Here is an 18,824-nt window from a genome sequence, read left to right as displayed (position 1 = left end):
CCTGGCGGCAACCTGCCGCTGGTGCGTCCACGGCGGCGAGGCGGTCTGTGCGGCTGCGTCCTGTTACGTCATGCTCTGTGTTCATGATCGGCACCTGGAGCGCGACCGTCAGCAGATCGATCCGGCGTCCCTCGGCGCCCGTGACCTACGCGCTGATCGCGCTGTGCTGCCTGGTCTTCGTGGCCGGCCCGGCGGCGGGCCTGAATCCCGCCTACGGCTCCGGCGACGCGCTCCTCGCCGCGCAGCGCGCCTATTTCCACCGCTGGGGCGTGGTGCCCGCCGAGCTCTTCGCGGGCTCCCCCAGGGCCGCCCTGACCCCCGCGACGGCCCTCTTCGTGCACGGCAGCTGGGTGCACCTGCTGGGCAACATGCTCTTCCTGTTCGTCTTCGGTGTGATGACCGAGGAACGCATGGGCCGCGTGCGGTTCACCGTCTTCTACGTCGGCTGCGGCTACCTGGCCCTGCTGGGGTACGCGGCGGCCAATTCCACCTCGGGGCAGTCGCTGGTCGGCGCGTCCGGGGCGGTCTCGGCGGTCCTGGGCGCCTTTCTGTACCTCTTCCCGGGGGCCAGGGTCACAAGCCTGCTCCCGTTCCTCTTCTTCCTCCCGCTGCGCTTCCCCGCGTGGGTCGTGCTGCCGTTCTGGGCGAGCCTGCAGTGGCTGGCGGCGGGGCGGGCGCCGGACGGGCCGGGGGTGGCGTACCTGGCGCACCTGGTGGGCTTCGGGCTGGGCTTCGTCGGCGCGTGGGCGGGTTTGCGACGTACGACTAAAGTGAAGGCCGCCCCAGCTCCGGCCCCCGAGGGAGAGAACCAGCCGTGATCACCGCGATCGTCCTGATCAAGACCAGCGTGGACCGGATCCCCGAGATCGCGGAGCGGATCGCCGCGCTGGACTCCGTCAGCGAGGTCTTCTCCGTGACCGGCACCTACGACCTGATCGCGATGGTGCGGGTGAAGCAGCACGAGGACCTGGCGGAGGTCATCCCGGGTTCGATCAGCAAGATCCCCGGTGTCGAGGCCACGGACACGCACGTCGCGTTCCGCACCTACTCCCAGCACGACCTGGAGGCGGCGTTCGCGATCGGTCTCGACTCCTGACCGCCGCCTCCTGACACCGTCCGGTCAGACCGCCGGCACGCAGCGGCCGTCCTCCGTGCGGTAGGTCCACTTCGCGCCGGCGCTCACCAGTTCCTTCACGGCGCCGACGAAGCGCTCGACGTGCTCGTCCGGAGTGCCCGCGCCGAAGCTCACCCGGATCGCGTTCAGGGACTTCTCGCCCGGCGCGGCCTCGGGGGCGCCGCACTCGCCCTGGGTCTGCGGGTCGGAGCCGAGCAGGGTGCGGACCAGCGGGTGGGCGCAGAAGAGGCCGTCGCGGACGCCGATGCCGTACTCGGCGGAGAGGGCCGCGGCGAAGTGGGAGCTGTTCCAGCCCTCGACGACGAAGGAGATGACGCCGACCCGGTCGGCGTCATCGCCGAAGAGGGACAGCACCTTCACCTGCGGGACCTCCGCCAGCCCCGCCCGAACCTTGCCGATCAGGTACCGCTCGCGGGCCACCAGGGTGTCGAAGCCGGCCTCCGTGAGGGCCTTGCAGGCCGACGCGACGGCGTAGGCGCCGATGACGTTCGGGGAGCCGGCCTCGTGACGGGCCGCGCTCTCGTGCCACTCCACGTCCACTCCCCCGTCCTCGCGCCGGGTTACCTTGCGGCTGGCGCCGCCGCCCGCGAGGTAGGGGTCGGCCTCGCGCAGCCAGTCGGCGCGACCGGCCAGGACTCCGGCCCCGAACGGGGCGTACAGCTTGTGGCCGGAGAAGGCGATCCAGTCGACGTCCAGGTCACGGACGGAGACGGGGTGGTGCGGGGCGAGCTGGGCGGCGTCCAGGACGATGCGGGCGCCGTGCGCGTGCGCCGCCGCGGCCAGCTCGCGCACCGGCCACAGCTCGCCGGTGACGTTCGAGGCGCCGGTGACGCAGACCAGGGCCGGGCCGTGGGGGTCCCGCTCGGCGAGGGCGCGCTCCAGGGTCTCGACCGCCTGCCGCGGGGTGCGCGGGGCGTCGAGGTAGCTGACGTGGGCGTCCTGCCAGGGCAGCAGGCTCGCGTGGTGCTCGGTCTCGAAGACGAAGACCCGGCAGTCGGCGGGCAGGGCGCGGGCGAGGAGGTTGAGGGAGTCCGTCGTCGAGCGGGTGAAGACCAGCTGGTCGTCGGCGCGGCAGTCGAGGAACTCGGCGACCGTCCCGCGGGCGTTCTCGAAGAGGTCGGTGGACAGCTGGGAGAGGTAGCCGGCACCGCGGTGGACACTGCCGTAGTACGGGGCGTAGGCCGCGACGTCGTCCCAGACGCGCTGCAGGGCGGGCGCGCTGGCCGCGTAGTCGAGCGCCGCGTAGGTCACCTCGCCACCGGTGACGAGCGGGACGGTGACATCCCTGCCCAGAACGGACAGAGGGGCGCAAACGGTCTGGGCGGAGGCAGCGGTGGAGACAGACATGGGGGAACTCCCGTGAAAGGGCACGCGCGTGCGGGCCGGAAAGAGAAAAGGGGTGCGCGGAGGCGGGGCTCTGCGGCCCTATCGCATTCGCTTGCTCACGGAAGACTCCTCGACGACCAGGATCCCCGGTTCGTGAGGGATCCGCGCTTGCCGTAGACCTCGCTGCCTACGGCCTGGTCTTCACCCGGGGCACCCCGCCACGGACGGAGGGTTGCCGGACAGTCGGCCGGGGCCTCATGACTGTCACTCATGACCTGGTACAGGAACGTACGTGAAGTGATCGCGGTCCCGCAACCCGTGTCCGGATGACGGGACCGCGCTCGACTGCCGCTACGCGTTGCTGGCGGCCACCCAGCGCTCCAGCACGCGCTTGGCCGCGCCGGAGTCGACGGACTCGGCGGCCTTCGCCATGCCGGCCCGCAACTGGTCGGCGAGGGACGCCCCCGTCGGCTCGAGGGCCACCAGGGCGGCCGCCGAGTTCAGCAGGACGGCGTCCCGCACGGGGCCCCTCTCGCCGTCCAGGAGCCGCCGTGCGACTTCCGCGTTGTACGACGGGTCCCCGCCCCGCAGCGCCTCGACCGGCACCAGGTCGATGCCGACGTCACGGGGGTCGAAGGACTCCTCGGCGACCTTGCCGTCCCGGACGATCCAGACGCGCGACGTGGCCGTCGTCGTCAGCTCGTCGAGGCCGTCGTCGCCGCGGAAGACCAGGGAGGAGTTGCCGCGCTCGGCGAAGACGCCGGCCACGATCGGCGCCATGCGCGGATCGGCCACGCCCACCGCCTGCGCCCGCACCTTCGCCGGGTTGGTCAGCGGGCCCAGCGCGTTGAACACCGTGCGGATGCCCAACTGGCCCCGGGCGGCGCCCACATGACGCAGCGCCGGATGGAACTTGATGGCGAAGCAGAAGGTGATCCCGGCCTCCTGGGCCACCTCGGGAACCCGCTTCACGGGCAGCTCCAGGTTGACGCCCAGCTTCTCCAGGACGTCGGACGCCCCGGACGCCGAGGACGCGGCCCGGTTGCCGTGCTTGACCACCCGCGCCCCGGTGCCCGCGACGACGATCGACGACATCGTGGAGATGTTCACCGTCTTCGCGCCGTCGCCGCCCGTGCCGACGATGTCGACGGTCGGGCCCGGCACCTCGATGACGTTCGCGTGCTCGTACATCGTGCGGACCAGGCCGTTGATCTCCTCGACCGTCTCGCCCTTGGCCCGCATCGCCACCACGAAGCCTGCGATCTGCGCGTCGGTCGCCTCGCCGCGCATCATGAGGTCCATCGCCCAGGCGGTGTCGTCGGTGGACAGGTCCTTGCCGTTCAGCAGGCCGTTCAGCAGCAGGGGCCAGGAGCGGCCCGCCGCGGTGTCGCCTCCAGCGGGGGTCACAGCGCTCATGGGGCCGCTCCTGATGGTCGTAGACGTGTCGTGGACGTAACGCAGTGTGTGCCCACCCTATCCAGGTCGGGGCACGGGGAAGGGCCCCCGTCCGAAGATCGGACGGGGGCCCTTGGTGTGCGCGTGGCGAGCGCAGCGATCAGTGGTGGCCGTGGCCGCTCGTGATCTCCTTGTACTCCTCGACGGTCGGCTTCGGGATCTGGGACTCCTCGCCGAAGTACGCCTCGCTGAGCTTGGCGCGCAGCTTCTGGGAGCCCTTCACCTTGCGCTCGACGCCGTTGGCGTCGACCGTCGGGCCGAGTTCGACCGGCTTGTACTGGTCGTGCGCCGTGAGGGTGTGCAGCGCCTCCTGGCTGAGCGGCTCGTGCACCTCGATGAACTCACCGTGCGGCAGGCGCTTGATGATGCCGGACTCGCGGCCGTGCAGCACCTTGTCCCTGTCCCGGCGCTGCAGGCCGAGGCAGATCCGCTTGGTGGCGACGAAGGTGAGCACCGGCACCACGAAGAAGCCGACGCGCACGAACCAGGTGATCGCGTTGATCGACAGGTGGAAGTGCGTGGCCCACAGGTCGTTGCCGCCACCGACCATCAGCACGAAGTACCAGGAGATCCACGCGGCACCGAACGCGGTACGCGTCGGGGCGTTGCGCGGACGGTCCAGGATGTGGTGCTCGCGCTTGTCGCCGGTGACCCAGGACTCGATGAACGGGTAGACCGCGATCGCGACCAGGACCAGCGGGAAGACCACCAGCGGGATGAACACGCCCAGGACGAGGGTGTGGCCCCAGAGGTTGATCTCCCAGCCCGGCATCGTACGGATCAGGCCCTCGGAGAAGCCCATGTACCAGTCGGGCTGGGCGCCGGTGGACACCTGGTCCGGACGGTAGGGGCCCATGGCCCAGATCGGGTTGATCGAGGCGATCGCCGCGATGGCGGTGATGACGCCGAAGACCAGGAAGAAGAAACCGCCGGCCTTCGCCATGTACACCGGCAGCAGCGGCATGCCGACGACGTTGTTGTTCGTCTTTCCGGGGCCCGCGAACTGCGTGTGCTTGTGGTAGAAGACCAGGATCAGGTGGCCCACCATCAGGCCCAGCATCAGGCCCGGCAGCAGCAGGATGTGGACCGAGTAGAACCGGGCCACGAAGTCGCCGCCCGGGAACTCGCCGCCGAAGAGGAACATCGACAGGTACGTGCCGACGACCGGCACGGACAGGATCGCGCCCTCCATGAAGCGGACACCGGTGCCGGAGAGCAGGTCGTCCGGGAGCGAGTAACCGGTGAAGCCGGTGAACATGCCCAGGACCAGCAGCAGGAAGCCGAACAGCCAGTTGACCTCACGCGGCTTGCGGAACGCGCCGGTGAAGAACACGCGCATCATGTGCACGAACATGCCCGCGAGGAAGATCAGCGCGGCCCAGTGGTGGATCTGCCGGATCAGCAGACCACCGCGCACGTCGAAGGAGATGTGCAGGGTCGAGTTGAACGCCTCGGACATCATCTGGCCCTGCAGCGGGATGTAGCTGCCGTGGTACACCACCTCGTTCATCGACGGGTGGAAGAACAGCGTCAGGTACACACCCGTGAGGATGAGGATGATGAAGCTGTACATGCACACTTCGCCCAACATGAACGACCAGTGGTCGGGGAAGATCTTGCGCATGTTGGTCTTGGCCAGGGAGTAGATCCCCAGTCGGCCGTCGGCCCAGTCGGCGACGCGCTCGCCGGCCGGCGATTTGCCGCGCCGGGCCTCGGTGTTTTGGTTGGTGCTCATCCGCGCTCCCAGAAGGCAGGACCGACGGGCTCCTCGAAGTCGCCGAGCGCTTCGAGGTAACCGTCACTGTTCACGCCGATGCGCAGCTGCGGCAGGGCGTGACCGGCGGGGCCGAAGATCACCCGGGCACCGTCGGAGAGGTCGAAGGTGGACTGGTGGCAGGGGCACAGCACGTGGTGCGTCTGCTGCTCGTACAGGGAGATCGGGCAACCGACGTGGGTGCAGATCTTCGAGTACGCGACGATGCCCTGGTAGGACCAGTCGAGCTCCTGCTTGTCCTTGATGTTCTCCGGCTGCAGCCGGACGATCATCAGGGCCGCCTTGGCGATCTCGGTCTGGAAGTCCTCGTCCTTCTCCTCCAGGCCCTCGGGCTTGGCGAAGGTGAGCGAGCCGACGGCGACGTCGGAGGGACGCAGCGGCTCGTTGGTGTTCATGTTGACGAGAAGCTTGCCCTTGGACCAGAGCGTGTGGCGGAGCTTGGTGCCCGGCAGCGGACCGAGGTCGCGCAGCAGCATGACGCCGGAGAGCGGGAACAGGGCCAGCGCGCCGAACATCGTGTTGCGGATCAGCTTGCGGCGGCCGAGCGCGGACTCCTTGGCGCCCTGCCTGAAGTCGGCCATGACCTTGGCCTTGACCTCGGGCGAGGCCTCGATCGGGTGCCGCTCGTCCGCGACCTCCACGTCGGACATCAGGGTGCGGGCCCAGTGGACCGCGCCCGCGCCGATCGCGAACAGGGCCAGACCGAGGGTCAGGCCGAGCGCGAAGTTCAGCGCGTTGATGTGGCCGATCGGGAAGACGTAGATGGCCTTGTCGTGCGGGATCGCCACGTAGGAGGCGATGAAGCCGATCGTGGCCAGCATCGACACCGTGAACAGCATGGCCACCGTGCGCTCGGACCGCCTGGCGGCCCGCTCGTCGATGTCCTGGATCCGGTGCTCGTGGGGCGGCAGGCCGGGGTCGGCGAACGGGTCCTTCTCGTCCGCGATGCCTACGGCGCCGTGCGCATCCTGCTCAGCGGGCAGGTTCTCTTCTGGAATGTCTTGGCTACTCATGACTTCTTGGCCTTTGCGGTCCGAGCGGCGACCCAGACGGCGACCGCGATCAGCGCGCCGAGTCCGAAGATCCAGGCGAACAGGCCTTCGGAGACCGGGCCGAGTCCGCCCAGCTCAAGGCCGCCGGGGCTCTCGGTGTCGTCTCCGTTGACCGCGTTCAGGTACGCGATGATGTCCTTCTTGTTCTGCTCCGACAGCGTGGTGTCGGGGAACGACGGCATGTTCTGCGGGCCGGTCTGCATGGCCTCGTAGATGTGCTTCGGCGCGACACCGTCGAGGTTCGGCGCGAACTTGCCGTGCGTGAGCGCACCGCCCTTGCCGGTGAAGTTGTGGCACTGCGCGCAGTTGGTGCGGAACAGCTCGCCGCCCTTGGCGATGTCGGCACCGTCGGGGCCGTACTGCGCCTTCGTGGGGACGGACGGGCCGGCGCCCAGGGAGGAGATGTACGCGGCGAGCTGGTCGATCTCGGCCTGCGTGTAGATGACCTTCTTCTTCGGGACCTGCGCACCCGGCTGCTGGGCCGGCATACGGCCGGTGCCGACCTGGAAGTCGACGGCCGCGGCGCCCACACCCACCAGGCTCGGACCGTCGGTGGTGCCCTGACCGCCGGTTCCGTGGCAGGTTGCGCAGCCCACGGCGTAGAGCTTCTTGCCCTCGTCGATGGCAAGGGACTGGGCGGTGTCATCGGCCTGCGCCTTGCTCGCGGGTGCGAACACGGCGTACAGCCCCCCGGTGCATGCCAGCGCGAGGAGTAGGACGACGAGCGCCGCCATCGGATGGCGTCGTCGTGCGGAGAGCTTTTTCACGGATTACCCCGGTGTCAGGATCTTCTGCGTCGATGCTTTTGGATGTGCGCCGCGCGGGCGCACGCGGGACGGGCCCGGCTACTTGATCAGGTAGATCGTGGCGAAGAGGCCGATCCACACGACATCGACGAAGTGCCAGTAGTAGGACACGACGATGGCCGCGGTCGCCTGCTCGTGGGTGAACCTCTTGGCCGCGTAGGTGCGGCCGAGGACGAACAGGAAGGCGATGAGGCCGCCTGTCACGTGCATGCCGTGGAAGCCGGTGGTCAGGTAGAACACCGAGCCGTACGGGTCGGAGGACAGGGAGAGCCCGTCCTTCTTCACCAGCTCCGTGTACTCGTAGATCTGACCGCCGATGAAGATCGCACCCATGACGAAGGTGATGATGAACCAGCCCCGGAGCTTCTTCACGTCCCCGCGCTCGGCGGCGAAGACGCCGAGCTGGCAGGTGAGTGAGGAGAGCACCAGGATCGTGGTGTTCGTCGCGGAGAACGGAAGGTTGAGATGGCTCGCCATCTCCTTCCAGTGATCCGGACCGGTCACCGATCGAAGGGTGAAGTACATCGCGAAGAGGGCCGCGAAGAACATCAGCTCGGAACTCAGCCAGATGATGGTTCCGACGCTGGTGAGGTTCGGCCGGTTGACCGACGGGTGCGCGTGCCCGGTTTCTACTGTCGTTGCTGTCGCCACGACCGACATTATGTCGGTCGCTTATCCCGCCCTCACTCCGGGGGGTGCCGTTCGGAGTGTTGCTCCTGTCCATACCGGTGTTGACGTGGTGTTGAACGGAGTAACATCCGCCGCAACGGGCCTTTCCGTACGACGCAGACGTCTCGGAGGAACAATGCAGCCGACCGCCACGGTGCTGGTCTACAGCGACGACTCCAACACTCGCGAGCAGGTTCGGCTGGCGACCGGGCGCAGGCCCGCGCCGGACGTCCCGGTGGTGGAGTTCGTGGAGTGCGCGACTCCGGCCGCCGTCGTCAAGGAGCTGGACAAGGGCGGGATCGACGTCTGCGTCCTGGACGGCGAGGCCGTGCCGATGGGCGGCATGGGCCTGTGCCGGCAGATCAAGGACGAGGTCTTCGACTGCCCGCCGGTGCTGCTGCTGATCGGCCGGCCGCAGGACGCCTGGCTGGCCACGTGGAGCCGCGCGGACGCGGCGGTGACGCTGCCCGTGGATCCCGTGGAGTTCGCGTCCTCACTGGCCTCCCTGATGCGCGGCAGGAACCTTCGTCAGAGCGCGTAGGAAGCCGGTCCTCCTCAGACGTTCTCCGGCCGCAGCCGGGCCCGCTCCGCCGGGCTCGGCCCGTCCGGTGTCCCGGCGACCAGCGCGCTGCCGTTGCGCCAGGACTTCCAGGCCAGGTTCCAGTCGCCGAAGCCGTTGCCGAAGGGCTCCATCGTGTGGCCCTCGGAGTTGACGACCTTGACGACGTCGCCCTGGCGGACGTGGTCGAAGAACCACTCGGCGTTGTCCGTGCTCATGCCGGTGCAGCCGTGGGAGACGTTCGCGTTCCCCTGGGAGCCCACCGACCAGGGGGCGGCGTGGACGTACTCGCCGCTCCAGGTGACCCGGGTGGCGTAGTAGACGGGCAGGTCGTACGAGTCCGCCGAGCCCTCGGCGATGCCCACCGTGGTACCGCGCATGCGTACGTACTGTTGCTTCTCCAGCACGACCTTGACGCCGTTGCGGGTGTCGAAGCCCGGCTTGCCGGTGGTGACCGGGATCTGCCTGACCTCCTCGTCGTTCTTGTAGAACGTCAGGGAGTGCGACGCGGCGTCCGTGACGGCGATGACGCGGTCGCCGATGGTGAGCTTCAGGGGCTTGGACTTGCCGCCCCACAGCCGGTCGCCGATCTTGACGCCGTCGAGGTCGCTGCGGACCGAGACGGTGGCGTGGGCGGGCCAGTAGTCCTTGGGGCGGTAGTGGAGCTCCTTGTCGTCCACCCAGTGCCAGGCGCCCTGCACGGCGGGCACGGAGTCGACCCTGAGGGCCCGTTCGACGACGGCCCGCTGCGCCTTGTCCGCGACCGGCTTGTCCAGCTTGGCGGTGATCGGCTGGCCCACGCCGTACGTGCCCGAGTCCGGGCCGAAGGCGACCGTCAGCCGCTTCTTGGTGGTCGGCTGACTGGTGTCGAAGGCGAGGACCTTGCGGCCGGGTGCCCCGTCGCCGTCCTCGGTGCTCACGCGGAGCGTGTAGTGGGCGTTGGCGGCCAGCGGGGAGGTGCTGTGCCACCGGCTGCCGTCGGCAGAGAGTTCGCCTGTCACGTAGCGCCCTGTGGCGTCCACGGCGGTCACGTCGGTGATGCGGCCGTCGCCGTCGGTGGTGACCTCCAGGGGCTTGTCCGGGTCGGCCTTCTTCCGGTCGCCGGAGGGCCCGTTGAAGGAGATCTCGTCCGACGCGTCGTACGGCTTCGAGGTCAGCGGGTTGCCGCCGCTGCCGCAAGCGGTGACGCCCGCGCCGAGGGCGATCACCAGCATCGTGCAGCTGACGACGGTGCGGGTGCGCGGAGATGTGTTCATGACCCCGACGCTAGGGAGCGGGGTCGGGCACGGCGCGCCGGGTGACGCGTATGGGGGAACGGTGTTGCTGCAAACGAGGGAGCCCGGACGCTCCTGACGGAGTGTCCGGGCTCCCGACGCGTTCCTCGCGTGCTACTGGGTGCGGTTCTCACCGCGGTAGTACTCGAAGACCCAGCCGTACAGGCCGATCAGGATGACCGGCGCCGAGAAGTACAGCAGCCACCAGCCGATCGCGACCGACAGGAAGGCCAGCGCGCCGCCCACGCCGAGGGCCAGCGGCTGCCAGCTGTGCGGGCTGAAGAACCCGACCTCGCCGGCGTCGTCCGCGACGTCGGCATCCCTGTTGTCCTGCGCGCCCACGTCGACCCGCCGGGCGGTGAAGCCCAGGTAGAAGCCGACCATGATGCTCAGACCGAAGGCCAGGAAAAGGGCCGTGGTGCCGGCCGGCTCCTTCGACCACACGCCATAGACGACCGCCATGACGAGCAGGAAGACGCTCAGCCACATGAACATCTTGCCCTGGATCTTCACTTGCCGGCCTCCTTGCCACCAGCCAGAGCCTTCTCACCGCGAGGTGCGTTCTCGAGCTGGTCGAGAGCGGCGATCTCCGGGTGGTGCAGGTCGAACGCCGGGGATTCGCTGCGGATCCGCGGCAGGGTGAGGAAGTTGTGCCGCGGGGGCGGGCAGGACGTCGCCCACTCCAGCGAACGGCCGTAGCCCCACGGGTCGTCGACGCCGACCGGCTTGCCGTACTTGGCGGTCTTCCACACGTTGTAGAGGAACGGCAGGATCGACATGCCGAGCAGGAACGAGCCGATCGTCGACACCGTGTTCAGGGCGGTGAAGCCGTCGGCCGCCAGGTAGTCGGCGTACCGGCGCGGCATACCCTCGGCGCCCAGCCAGTGCTGCACCAGGAACGTGGTGTGGAAGCCGATGAACAGCGTCCAGAACGTGATCTTGCCGAGGCGCTCGTCGAGCATCTTGCCGGTCATCTTCGGCCACCAGAAGTGGAAGCCGGAGAACATCGCGAAGACGACGGTGCCGAAGACGACGTAGTGGAAGTGCGCCACCACGAAGTACGAGTCGGACACGTGGAAGTCCATCGGCGGCGAGGCCAGGATGACGCCGGTCAGGCCGCCGAAGGTGAAGGTGATCAGGAAGCCGGTCGCCCAGAGCATCGGTGTCTCGAAACTCAAGGACCCCTTCCACATGGTGCCGATCCAGTTGAAGAACTTCACACCGGTCGGGACCGCGATGAGGAACGTCATGAAGGAGAAGAACGGCAGCAGCACACCGCCGGTGACGTACATGTGGTGGGCCCACACCGTCACGGACAGACCCGCGATCGCGATGGTCGCGCCGATCAGGCCCATGTAGCCGAACATCGGCTTGCGGGAGAAGACCGGGATGACCTCGGAGATGATGCCGAAGAACGGCAGCGCGATGATGTACACCTCTGGATGGCCGAAGAACCAGAAGAGGTGCTGCCACAACAGGGCTCCGCCGTTGGCCGAGTCGAAGACGTGTGCCCCGAATTTCCGATCCGCCTCCAGCGCGAACAGCGCGGCGGCCAGGACGGGGAAGGCGAGCAGGACCAGCACCGCGGTCAGCAGCACGTTCCACACGAAGATCGGCATGCGGAACATCGTCATGCCGGGCGCGCGCATGCAGATGATCGTGGTGATGAAGTTGACCGCGCCGAGGATGGTGCCGAAGCCGGAGAAGGCCAGACCCATGATCCACATGTCGGCGCCGACGCCCGGCGAGCGGACCGCGTCCGACAGCGGGGAGTAGGCGAACCAGCCGAAGTCGGCCGCGCCCTGCGGGGTCAGGAAGCCGCCCACCGCGATGGTCGAGCCGAACAGGTACAGCCAGTAGGCGAACATGTTCAGCCGGGGGAAGGCCACGTCCGGGGCGCCGATCTGCAGCGGCATGATCCAGTTCGTGAAACCGGCGAACAGCGGCGTCGCGAACATCAGCAGCATGATCGTGCCGTGCATCGTGAACGCCTGGTTGAACTGCTCGTTCGTCATGATCTGCAGACCGGGGCGGGCGAGCTCGGCGCGCATCAGCAGCGCCATCACACCACCGATCAGGAAGAACGCGAACGACGTGACCAGGTACAGCGTGCCGATCGTCTTGTGGTCAGTGGTCGTCAGCCACTTGATCACGACACCGCCGCGGTTCTGGCGCCGGACCGGCAGCTCGTCCGCGTAGTGGGACCCTGCTGCCGCGGCACCCTGGGGTTCGTTGAGGATGCTCACAGGTTGTTCGTCTCCCGGTTCTTCTCGTGGCTCGTCTGCGCGATGCCGGCGGGAACGTAACCGGTCTGCCCCTTCTTGGCGAGGTCCTTGAGGTGCTGCTCGTAGCGGTCCGGGGAGACGACCTTCACGTTGAACAGCATCCGGGAGTGGTCGACGCCGCACAGCTCGGCGCACTTGCCCAGGAAGGTGCCCTCCTTGTTGGGGGTCACCTGGAAGGAGTTGGTGTGGCCGGGGATGACGTCCATCTTCATCAGGAACGGCACCACCCAGAAGGAGTGGATGACGTCACGCGAGGTGAGGACGAAGCGGACCGTCTTGCCCTTGGGCAGCCACAGGGTCGGACCCGGGTTGCCGGTCTGCGGGTTCCGGGTGCCGGGGGTACCGGTGTCGTAGACACCGCCCGCGTTCGCCGGGAACTCGTTCTTGAACCGGTCCGGGATCGCCGCGAGGTTCTTGTCGGTCTTCGCGTCGCCGGCCACGCCGGGAACCGGCGTGATGTAGTTGAAGCCCCAGCTCCACTGGTAGCCGACGACGTTGACCGTCACGTCGGGCTTCTTGTCCGTGAGGCTCAGGAGCTTCGACTCGTCACGGGCCGTGAAGTAGAAGAGCACCGAGACGATGATGAGCGGGACGACCGTGTACAGCGCCTCGATCGGCATGTTGTACCGGGTCTGCGGGGGAACCTCGACCTTGGTCCGGCTGCGCCGGTGGAAGATCGCGCTCCAGATGATCAGACCCCACACCAGCACGCCGACGGCGAGCGCGGCAGCCCAGGAGCCCTGCCACAGGGAGAGGATCCGCGGAGCCTCTTCCGTGGTCGGGGTGGGCATACCAAGGCGGGGGAAGTCCTTGTATGTGCAACCGGTGGCGGTCGCCAGGACCAGGCCCGCGGTCATTGCCTGCAGCAGCTTCCGCCGCATCGGGCGCCGCGGCGAGCGGTCGGAGCCGTTGGGACTCACGTAGCGCCTTCCCGAGAGTCTCGCCCGCGCGTATTGGCTGCGGCCTGCCTTCTTCGGTGGTCGGTCGCCGCCCTGCGTCGGGCAGGGGTTTGGATGTTTATGCGGACCAAACCCTAGCCGACGCTCTCCGAGGGTTCGCGGGGAGGGGTGCCTAGTGGGGTGGGGGTTCGCTGGTTTGGCGGCTGCGGGCCGGTTGTGGCTGGTCGGGCCCGCGGCGGAGCCGCTGATGGCACAGCCTCGCGGCCCCTGGGAGTTAGCGTTGGCGGGTGCCCTACTTCGATGCCGCCTCCAGTGCTCCGCTCCATCCCGTTGCTCGTCAGGCGTTGTTGGCCTCGTTGGACGAGGGGTGGGCCGATCCCTCCCGGCTCTACCGGGAGGGGCGCCGGGCGCGGCTGCTGCTGGACGCCGCGCGGGAGGCCGCCGCCGAGGCCGTGGGATGCCGGGCCGACGAGCTGGTCTTCACCTCCTCCGGCACGGCGGCCGTACACACCGGTGTCGCGGGCGTGTTGGCGGGGCGGCGGCGGGTCGGGCATCACCTGATCGTGTCCGCCGTCGAACATTCCTCGGTGCTCCATGCCGCCGACACGCATGAGGCCGGCGGCGGAACCGTCACCCACATGGCGGTGGACCGGGCGGGGGCCGTGGATCCGGTGGCCTACGCCGCCGCGCTCCGGCAGGACACCGCGCTGGCGTGTCTGCAGTCGGCCAACCACGAGGTGGGGACCGTGCAGCCGGTGGCGGAGGTGGCCGAGGCGTGCCGGGCGGCTGGGGTGCCGCTGCTGGTGGACGCGGCGCAGTCGCTGGGGTGGGGGCCCGTCGAGGGTGACTGGTCGCTGCTGACCGCGAGCGCCCACAAATGGGGTGGGCCGGCCGGAGTCGGACTGCTGGCCGTCCGGAAAGGTGTGCGTTTCGCCGTCCAAGGGCCCGCCGACGAGCGGGAGTCCGGGCGGGCCGCCGGGTTCGAGAACCTTCCGGCGATCGTGGCGGCGGCCGCCTCGCTGCGGGCGGTACGGGACGAGGCCGCACAGGAGGCGGTACGACTGCGGGAGCTGACGGAGCGGATCCGGGTGCGGGTGCCCGAACTGGTGCCGGACGTGGAGGTGGTGGGCGATGCCGTACGGCGCCTGCCGGGGATCGTCACCTTCTCCTGTCTCTATGTCGACGGGGAGACATTGCTGCACGAGCTGGACCGGCAGGGTTTCTCCGTCTCGTCCGGATCGTCCTGCACGAGCAGCACGCTGACGCCCAGCCATGTGCTGAAGGCGATGGGCGTGCTGAGTGAGGGGAATGTGCGGGTTTCCCTGCCGCCGGAGGCGGCGGCGGAGGACGTGGAGCGGTTCCTCGAGGTGCTGCCGGGCGCGGTGGCGGCGGTGCGGGAGAAGCTGGGGGCGCCGACCCCCACGACCGTGCGGCACCGGGATGCCCTGGTCGTGGACGCCCTGGGCAAGCTGTGCCCCCTGCCCGTCATCGAGCTGGCCAAGGTCATGGGCGAGGTCCCGGTCGGCGGAACCGTACGGGTCCTGGCGGACGACGAGGCGGCCAGGCTGGACATCCCGGCGTGGTGCGAGATGCGCGGGCAGGAGTACGTGGGCGAGGAGCCGGCGGACCGCGGTGCCGCTTACGTGGTCCGCCGGGTGTCCTAGTCAGGCCAGGTGCTTGCGGACCTCGGTGGCGGCGTCGTCGCCGTAGGCCTTGGTGAAGCGGTCCATGAAGTGGGCGCGGCGCAGCTGGTACTCCTGGGTGCCGACCGTCTCGATGACGAGGGTGGCGAGCATGCAGCCGACCTGGGCGGCGCGCTCCAGGGAGACGCCCCAGGCGAGGCCGGAGAGGAAGCCGGCGCGGAAGGCGTCGCCGACGCCCGTGGGGTCGGCCTTGCGCTCCTCGTCCGGGCAGCCGACCTCGATCGGGTCCTCGCCGATCCGCTCGATGCGGACGCCGCGCGCGCCGAGGGTGGTGACGCGGTGGCCGACCTTGGCCAGGATCTCGGCGTCGGACCAGCCCGTCTTGGTCTCGATGAGCCCCTTCTCGTACTCGTTGGAGAAGAGGTACGTGGCGCCCTCCAGCAGTATCCGGATCTCGTCGCCGTTCATCCGGGCGATCTGCTGGGAGAAGTCGGCGGCGAAGGGGATGGACCGGGAGCGGCACTCCTCGGTGTGCCGGAGCATCGCCTCGGGGTCGTCGGCGCCGATCAGGACGAGGTCGAGGCCGCCCACGCGGTCCGCGACGGTCTTCAGCTCGATCTGGCGGGCCTCGCTCATCGCGCCGGTGTAGAAGGAGCCGATCTGGTTGTGGTCGGCGTCGGTGGTGCACACGAAGCGCGCGGTGTGCAGGGTCTCGGAGATACGGACCGAGTCGGTGTCGACGCCGTGCCGGTCCAGCCAGGCCCGGTACTCGTCGAAGTCGAAGCCGGCGGCGCCGACCAGGATCGGGGTCGTGCCGAGCTGCCCCATCCCGAAGGCGATGTTCGCGCCGACGCCGCCCCGGCGTACGTCCAGGTTGTCGACCAGGAAGGAGAGCGAGACCGTGTGCAGCTGGTCCGCGACGAACTGGTCGGCGAAGCGGCCGGGGAAGGTCATGAGGTGGTCGGTGGCGATGGAGCCGGTGACTGCGATGCGCACGGCGTTGACTCTCCTGTGAATTAAAGGGGGTGCGCGATAGCGCTGGTTGGAAGTGCGGTGGCGGGAGTCGGAGGCGGGTTGACGCTTCACGCTACCGGGTCGTAGCGGAGCTCTCCAGCAGGCCGGGACGAGGCTGCGAAGTGGCCAGAACTACCCGATAGTAGATCTTTCTCGACGGGCGGATCGGTGCTTACGGTTCCGGTATGACGAACCTCAAGGTCCACGCACCGGCCCCGGTCGACCTCGAAGGCGACATGGCGTCGCTGTGGGGCGACTGCGCCCGGATGGTCCCGCACTGGGCCGCTCCCGACCGGGTCCTTCCGCTTCCGGTCTCCCCGTCCCGCATCCACGGTGTCACGGTGCCCTCCACCTCGGCCAGGCTGCTGGAGGCGATGTCCGACTACGGCGACTGAGCCGGTGCGGTGGTCCGGATACCGGCGCGGTGGTCCGGATCGGCGCGTGCGAGGGAACCGTGCGCTCCCCCGGCGCGTCCCATCGCCGTCCCCCTTCGAGGGGATGCGCGATACGACCCTTCTCCGGCCGTTTTGACAGGGCCGGGTCAGGGTTTTGGGACAGCACGTGAAGGAGCGATGCGGTGACTACGGAGCGACCCGACAAGGACGCCGAGGAGCAGGGCGCCGTGGCGGAGCAGGGCACTGGGACTCCGGACGCCGCTTCTGAGGGCACGGAGGCGGCGGAACCGGCGGACGGCGGCACCGAGGCGGCTGAGAAAGAGGAGGCCGCCGAGGAGAGCGAGGCCTCCGCGGCCGATGAGGGCAGCGCTGCCGACTCGGCTGCCGGGAACGGTACGGCCGAGGGGGCCGATGAGGGCAGCGCTGCCGACGCGGCAGGCGAAGGCGGCGCGGCCGACGGTGGGGACGACGCGGTGCCGGACGCCACCCCCGATCCCGGTGCCGAGCATCCGCGTCCGTCCCGTCGCCGCTCCCCCGCGCTCGTCGCGTCCGTCGCCGCCGCCGTGCTGCTCGTCGGCGGTGGCGGGGCCTACCTCGCCGCGTCGGCCTCCGGCGGATCCGGTGGCCGTACGGGCTCCGGGGCCTCCGGGGACGGCACCCCTCCCCCGCCGCTCGCCCTCGACGGCTACGGCGACAGCGGTTCGAACGGGATCGCGCCCGGGGAGCCCAATCCGTACGGGGCGACGTACAAGGTCGTCGGCACTCTGCCCGGCGGACCGGGCTCGGCGCCCGTGTACCGGGCGGGCGGCGAGGTCACCGAGGAGGAGGTCGCCCGGCTGGCGAAGGCGCTCGGGCTGGACGGGGCGCCGGTGGCGCAGGGGCAGGCCTGGCGGGTCGGCCCCGGCAAGGACCCGTCCGGGCCCGGTCTCGTCGTCGACAAGCAGGCGCCCGGGACGTGGACCTACCACCGGTACGCCGCCGGGACCGACGACTGCCGCGATGTCGCCGTGTGCCACAAGGACCCGGCCAACCCGGCCGTCGACACCGTGAGCGAGGCGGCCGCGAAGAAGGCGGCGGCGCCGGTGCTGAAGGCGGCGGGTCAGGACGACGCGAAGGTGGACGCGAGCCGGGTGATGGGCGCCCAGCGGATGGTGAACGCCGATCCGGTGGTCGGCGGACTGCCCACGTACGGCTGGACCACCGCGCTGACGGTGAGCGCGCAGGGCGAGGTGGTCGGCGGAAGCGGCCAGTTGAAGGCGCCGGTGAAGGGGGACACGTACCCCGTGCTGGGGGCGCGCGAAACGCTGGATCTGATGAACTCGGCGCCCGTCACCGACCACCGCATGGGCATCGGCGGCTGCGCGAGTCCCGTACCGCTGAAGGACCGGCTGGAGGCGCCCTGCGGGCAGGGGACCCCGGGGGCGACGGCGACGCCTGCGAAGACCACGGTCACCGTCGAGAAGGCGGTCTTCGGGCTGGCCTCGCACACCGTGTCCGGGCGGCCGGCGCTGGTGCCGTCCTGGCTGTTCGAGGTACGGGCGGCGGGCGCGCCGGACGCCTTCACGGTGACGTATCCGGCGATCGACCCGAAGTACCTGGGCTCGGGCGCGTCCTCAGCGGAGCCGACCCCGTCCTCGACCTCCGCCCCGGCCACCCGGGACGTGAAGGTCGAGGGCTACATCGCCGACGGCAGGACGCTGACCGTGTCCTTCACGGGCGGGGTGTGCGGCGACTACGCGGCGACGGCGAGCGAGAGTTCCGACGAGGTGACCGTGACGGTGACCGAGACGCCGTACAAGAACAGGGTCTGCATCATGATCGCCAAGGAGATGGTGAGGACGGTGCAGCTGAAGGAGCCGCTGGGCGATCGGAAGGTCGTGGGCTCGGACGGCCAGGAGATCCCGCAGGCGAAGCCCGGCGCGCGGCTGCCGCGGACGTCGGCCGGGGTGCGGTAGGGCGGAAGCGCCGCGGCGGAGCGGAGAACGCCGCGGAAGCGCGCGAAGGCGGCGGCCCGGTCGGAGGGGGCCGCCGCCTTCGCGGTGTTTGTTCGTCTGCCGTGCGCGACGGCTCAGCTGAAGGAGTCGCCGCAGGCGCAGGAACCCGTCGCGTTCGGGTTGTCGATCGTGAAGCCCTGCTTCTCGATGGTGTCGACGAAGTCGATGGACGCGCCGCCCAGGTACGGGGCGCTCATGCGGTCGGTGACGACCTTGACGCCACCGAAGTCCTTGACGACGTCGCCGTCGAGGGAACGCTCGTCGAAGAACAGCTGGTAACGCAGGCCGGAGCAGCCACCGGGCTGAACGGCGACGCGCAGGGCCAGGTCGTCACGGCCTTCCTGGTCGAGCAGGGCCTTGACCTTCGCCGCGGCGGCGTCGGACAGGATGATGCCGTCGGTGACGGTGCCGGTCTCGTCCGATACGGACATCTACATCTCTCCCGGGTTGTACGGAGACTGCTTGCCGACGGTTGTAACCGTCGGGGCCGCGGATTCATTCCGGGCCGAGCGACTACTTCGTTGTTCGCCCTGTCCTTTCATGC

The 18,824-nt window shown here is 69.4% G+C and carries 18 protein-coding genes and 1 riboswitch; of the genes, 6 read left to right on the top strand and 12 right to left on the bottom strand.

Annotated features, from left to right (window positions below; genetic code table 11):
* Positions 1-83: 83 nt before the first annotated feature.
* Both ACQF4J_RS33010 and ACQF4J_RS33005 read left to right on the top strand, forming a co-directional pair.
* Entirely contained in the window at positions 84-818 is a 735-nt protein-coding gene (locus tag ACQF4J_RS33010; protein WP_351562338.1) for a rhomboid family intramembrane serine protease, read from the top strand.
* Positions 815-1,096: an Lrp/AsnC family transcriptional regulator gene (locus ACQF4J_RS33005; protein WP_089101146.1), complete on the top strand. Its 282-nt coding sequence runs from the start codon at positions 815-817 to the stop codon at positions 1,094-1,096. The genes ACQF4J_RS33010 and ACQF4J_RS33005 overlap by 4 nt, the downstream gene beginning before the upstream one ends.
* A gap of 24 nt (positions 1,097-1,120) precedes the next feature.
* On the opposite strand, the gene ACQF4J_RS33000 is transcribed toward ACQF4J_RS33005, so the two are convergent.
* From ACQF4J_RS33000 to ACQF4J_RS32975, 6 genes are all read right to left on the bottom strand, one after another.
* Complete coding sequence (locus tag ACQF4J_RS33000) at positions 1,121-2,482, bottom strand: aminotransferase class V-fold PLP-dependent enzyme (RefSeq protein WP_427167492.1); 1,362 nt, start codon at positions 2,480-2,482, stop codon at positions 1,121-1,123.
* A gap of 138 nt (positions 2,483-2,620) precedes the next feature.
* Positions 2,621-2,737: riboswitch (SAM riboswitch) on the bottom strand.
* 75 nt (positions 2,738-2,812) lie between these two features.
* Positions 2,813-3,877, bottom strand: coding sequence for an anthranilate phosphoribosyltransferase (trpD, locus tag ACQF4J_RS32995; protein ID WP_427167491.1), 1,065 nt, complete (start codon positions 3,875-3,877; stop codon positions 2,813-2,815).
* A 139-nt stretch (positions 3,878-4,016) separates the two neighbouring features.
* Complete coding sequence (locus ACQF4J_RS32990; protein ID WP_351562347.1) at positions 4,017-5,651, bottom strand: cytochrome bc1 complex cytochrome b subunit; 1,635 nt, start codon at positions 5,649-5,651, stop codon at positions 4,017-4,019.
* Positions 5,648-6,703, bottom strand: coding sequence for a cytochrome bc1 complex Rieske iron-sulfur subunit (locus tag ACQF4J_RS32985; protein ID WP_351562350.1), 1,056 nt, complete (start codon positions 6,701-6,703; stop codon positions 5,648-5,650). Before ACQF4J_RS32985 ends, ACQF4J_RS32990 begins: the two co-directional genes overlap by 4 nt.
* Positions 6,700-7,509, bottom strand: coding sequence for a cytochrome bc1 complex diheme cytochrome c subunit (locus ACQF4J_RS32980; protein WP_351562353.1), 810 nt, complete (start codon positions 7,507-7,509; stop codon positions 6,700-6,702). Before ACQF4J_RS32980 ends, ACQF4J_RS32985 begins: the two co-directional genes overlap by 4 nt.
* A 78-nt stretch (positions 7,510-7,587) precedes the next feature.
* The gene (locus ACQF4J_RS32975) at positions 7,588-8,208 is read right to left on the bottom strand and encodes an aa3-type cytochrome oxidase subunit III (protein ID WP_142151448.1); all 621 of its coding nucleotides are present in this window, start codon (positions 8,206-8,208) and stop codon (positions 7,588-7,590) included.
* 145 nt (positions 8,209-8,353) lie between these two features.
* On the opposite strand from ACQF4J_RS32975, the gene ACQF4J_RS32970 reads away from it, so the two are divergent.
* A complete protein-coding gene (locus ACQF4J_RS32970) occupies positions 8,354-8,758 on the top strand; it encodes a hypothetical protein (protein WP_351562355.1) in 405 nt (134 codons plus the stop codon).
* Between the two features lie 14 nt (positions 8,759-8,772).
* Here the strand turns inward: ACQF4J_RS32970 and ACQF4J_RS32965 are convergent, their stop codons facing one another.
* From ACQF4J_RS32965 to coxB, 4 genes are all read right to left on the bottom strand, one after another.
* Positions 8,773-10,032, bottom strand: coding sequence for a L,D-transpeptidase (locus tag ACQF4J_RS32965; protein ID WP_351562358.1), 1,260 nt, complete (start codon positions 10,030-10,032; stop codon positions 8,773-8,775).
* A 132-nt stretch (positions 10,033-10,164) separates the two neighbouring features.
* A complete protein-coding gene (locus ACQF4J_RS32960) occupies positions 10,165-10,563 on the bottom strand; it encodes a cytochrome c oxidase subunit 4 (RefSeq protein ID WP_351562361.1) in 399 nt (132 codons plus the stop codon).
* Complete coding sequence (gene ctaD / locus ACQF4J_RS32955) at positions 10,560-12,296, bottom strand: cytochrome c oxidase subunit I (protein ID WP_427167490.1); 1,737 nt, start codon at positions 12,294-12,296, stop codon at positions 10,560-10,562. Before ctaD ends, ACQF4J_RS32960 begins: the two co-directional genes overlap by 4 nt.
* Positions 12,293-13,255 (bottom strand): aa3-type cytochrome oxidase subunit II, encoded by a 963-nt coding sequence (gene coxB, locus ACQF4J_RS32950; RefSeq protein ID WP_351578093.1) that lies wholly within the window; start codon positions 13,253-13,255, stop codon positions 12,293-12,295. Before coxB ends, ctaD begins: the two co-directional genes overlap by 4 nt.
* A 266-nt stretch (positions 13,256-13,521) precedes the next feature.
* On the opposite strand from coxB, the gene ACQF4J_RS32945 reads away from it, so the two are divergent.
* Positions 13,522-14,898, top strand: a complete 1,377-nt coding sequence (locus ACQF4J_RS32945) for a cysteine desulfurase/sulfurtransferase TusA family protein (protein ID WP_427167489.1) — start codon at positions 13,522-13,524, stop codon at positions 14,896-14,898.
* On the opposite strand, the gene ACQF4J_RS32940 is transcribed toward ACQF4J_RS32945, so the two are convergent.
* Positions 14,899-15,873, bottom strand: a complete 975-nt coding sequence (locus tag ACQF4J_RS32940) for a carbohydrate kinase family protein (RefSeq protein WP_351578087.1) — start codon at positions 15,871-15,873, stop codon at positions 14,899-14,901.
* A 203-nt stretch (positions 15,874-16,076) separates the two neighbouring features.
* On the opposite strand from ACQF4J_RS32940, the gene ACQF4J_RS32935 reads away from it, so the two are divergent.
* A complete protein-coding gene (locus tag ACQF4J_RS32935; protein WP_249840917.1) occupies positions 16,077-16,286 on the top strand; it encodes a hypothetical protein in 210 nt (69 codons plus the stop codon).
* A 182-nt stretch (positions 16,287-16,468) separates the two neighbouring features.
* Positions 16,469-18,241, top strand: a complete 1,773-nt coding sequence (locus tag ACQF4J_RS32930; protein ID WP_351800059.1) for a hypothetical protein — start codon at positions 16,469-16,471, stop codon at positions 18,239-18,241.
* Between the two features lie 113 nt (positions 18,242-18,354).
* On the opposite strand, the gene ACQF4J_RS32925 is transcribed toward ACQF4J_RS32930, so the two are convergent.
* On the bottom strand, positions 18,355-18,711 hold the full coding sequence (locus tag ACQF4J_RS32925) for an iron-sulfur cluster assembly accessory protein (protein ID WP_020137379.1): 357 nt from the start codon (positions 18,709-18,711) through the stop codon (positions 18,355-18,357).
* Between the last annotated feature and the right edge of the window lie 113 nt (positions 18,712-18,824).

This window comes from Streptomyces sp. C1-1 (assembly GCF_050214755.1).
Lineage (GTDB): Bacteria > Actinomycetota > Actinomycetes > Streptomycetales > Streptomycetaceae > Streptomyces.
This window is presented reverse-complemented; position numbering and strand designations above follow the sequence as displayed.